Source organism: Candidatus Kurthia intestinigallinarum (genome assembly GCF_003991225.1).
GTDB classification, from domain to species: Bacteria; Bacillota; Bacilli; order Bacillales_A; family Planococcaceae; genus Kurthia; species Kurthia populi.
In genome coordinates this window covers 1-1285 of the sequence record NZ_JTFC01000240.1, presented here as the reverse complement: position 1 = coordinate 1285, position 1285 = coordinate 1, and the positions used below count along the sequence as shown (strand labels likewise).

3 protein-coding genes are annotated in these 1285 nt (G+C 40.3%); all 3 read right to left on the bottom strand.

Annotation, left to right across the window (positions count from 1 at the left end; genetic code table 11):
- Positions 1-161 precede the first annotated feature (161 nt).
- Complete coding sequence (locus tag QI30_RS20165) at positions 162-506, bottom strand: conjugal transfer protein (RefSeq protein ID WP_126992087.1); 345 nt, start codon at positions 504-506, stop codon at positions 162-164.
- 70 nt (positions 507-576) lie between these two features.
- Positions 577-915 (bottom strand): CagC family type IV secretion system protein, encoded by a 339-nt coding sequence (locus QI30_RS20160; RefSeq protein ID WP_199754753.1) that lies wholly within the window; start codon positions 913-915, stop codon positions 577-579.
- Between the two features lie 29 nt (positions 916-944).
- Positions 945-1285, bottom strand: a 341-nt coding sequence (locus QI30_RS20785; protein WP_199754756.1) for a hypothetical protein, incomplete at its 5' end; no start/stop codon positions are given.

The following is a 1285-nucleotide window of genomic DNA, read 5'->3' as shown; positions in this document are numbered from 1 at the left end:
GTTTTGTCACGAGAAAATCATWGTACTGTGCTTCAATGAGCGACATATCCTGTAGGCTCTGCTTACCTTTATCGAGCGTTTTCGGCTCATCATCAAATACATAATCGTCTATTGGCTTTTTCTTAGGACCGAACAACTTTTCCCACAAACTAATCACCGCCTTACTTTAAAAAGCGATTCTGTTTCTTCCGTATATAAAAGAGCTTTTGTCTACTCGTAAATTGATTGCGTAACTTTACATAATCCTGAAAACGAATATTCGGTCGATGGCGAATTGGTCGAGAAGACAAGAAAGCTAAAATGATAATGAGCACAATTAGTAAAAGCATGAACTTAAACAGCATGAGCCACACGTTATGTGGTGGCAAAGCGACAATGATTAGTCCAATGACAATCGGTGGCACTAGATATAGCAGTAATTCCTTCAGTGTAATCCCTAGAAAAATCCCGTAACCCGACTCTACATTCTCAGGGAACACAAACTTTTTGCCTTTATGTTCTGCCATTTTATACACCTCGTAAAAGTAGAAATTTCTACTTTTGTTAAGTAGTTTTTTCCACTTATTAAATATCTACTTATGTGAATAATGAATATAACCACGGCAATAACCAAATAATCGCTGCTGCTAAAGCAACGAGTGCACATACACGCCCAACACTTTTAAACACTTCATTCTTCTCATGCGGATCATCTGCTGACGGCATGCGCTTAATAATAATAAATAAAGCTGCACAAATTCCGACTAAGACCACAAGCGCTGTTAAAATGCCTTTCACGACATTGGCTGCATTTGTGAGCTTAGCTTGGACTTGTCCAGCTGAGGCAAAAACGATTTCGGGTGTTATGAAATAACAAACGACAATGGCCAAAGCTGTTCCCATTACTAAGCTTGTTGCTTTCGTGTTATTTGTCATACGCAAACCTACTTTCACTATTCATTTCTCTATGATTCATCACGCTCCACCTCTAAAGATGGCGCTAGTGCACGCTCCTTTTCTACTTGCTTCATTGTTTCTAGCTCTATTTTGGCTTGCTGCTCAGTTTCAAATGAAGGGGACAACTGCTCTAGTTCTCCGTGCTTCAATCGCCCAATAAAAACGGCTCGCTGCTTTCGTTCTTGATCTAGCGTTTCAAATAGCTGAAGCTTTTCCTCATAGCGCCGAACAGCTCGCTCTAATTCAATCCCGTACACGCTCAAGAATCCTTCTAAAAAACTAGCTCCGGCAAAGGACACTTCATTCACAATACGCCCGCCTTTCACACGAATTGCCATTACATCTACTT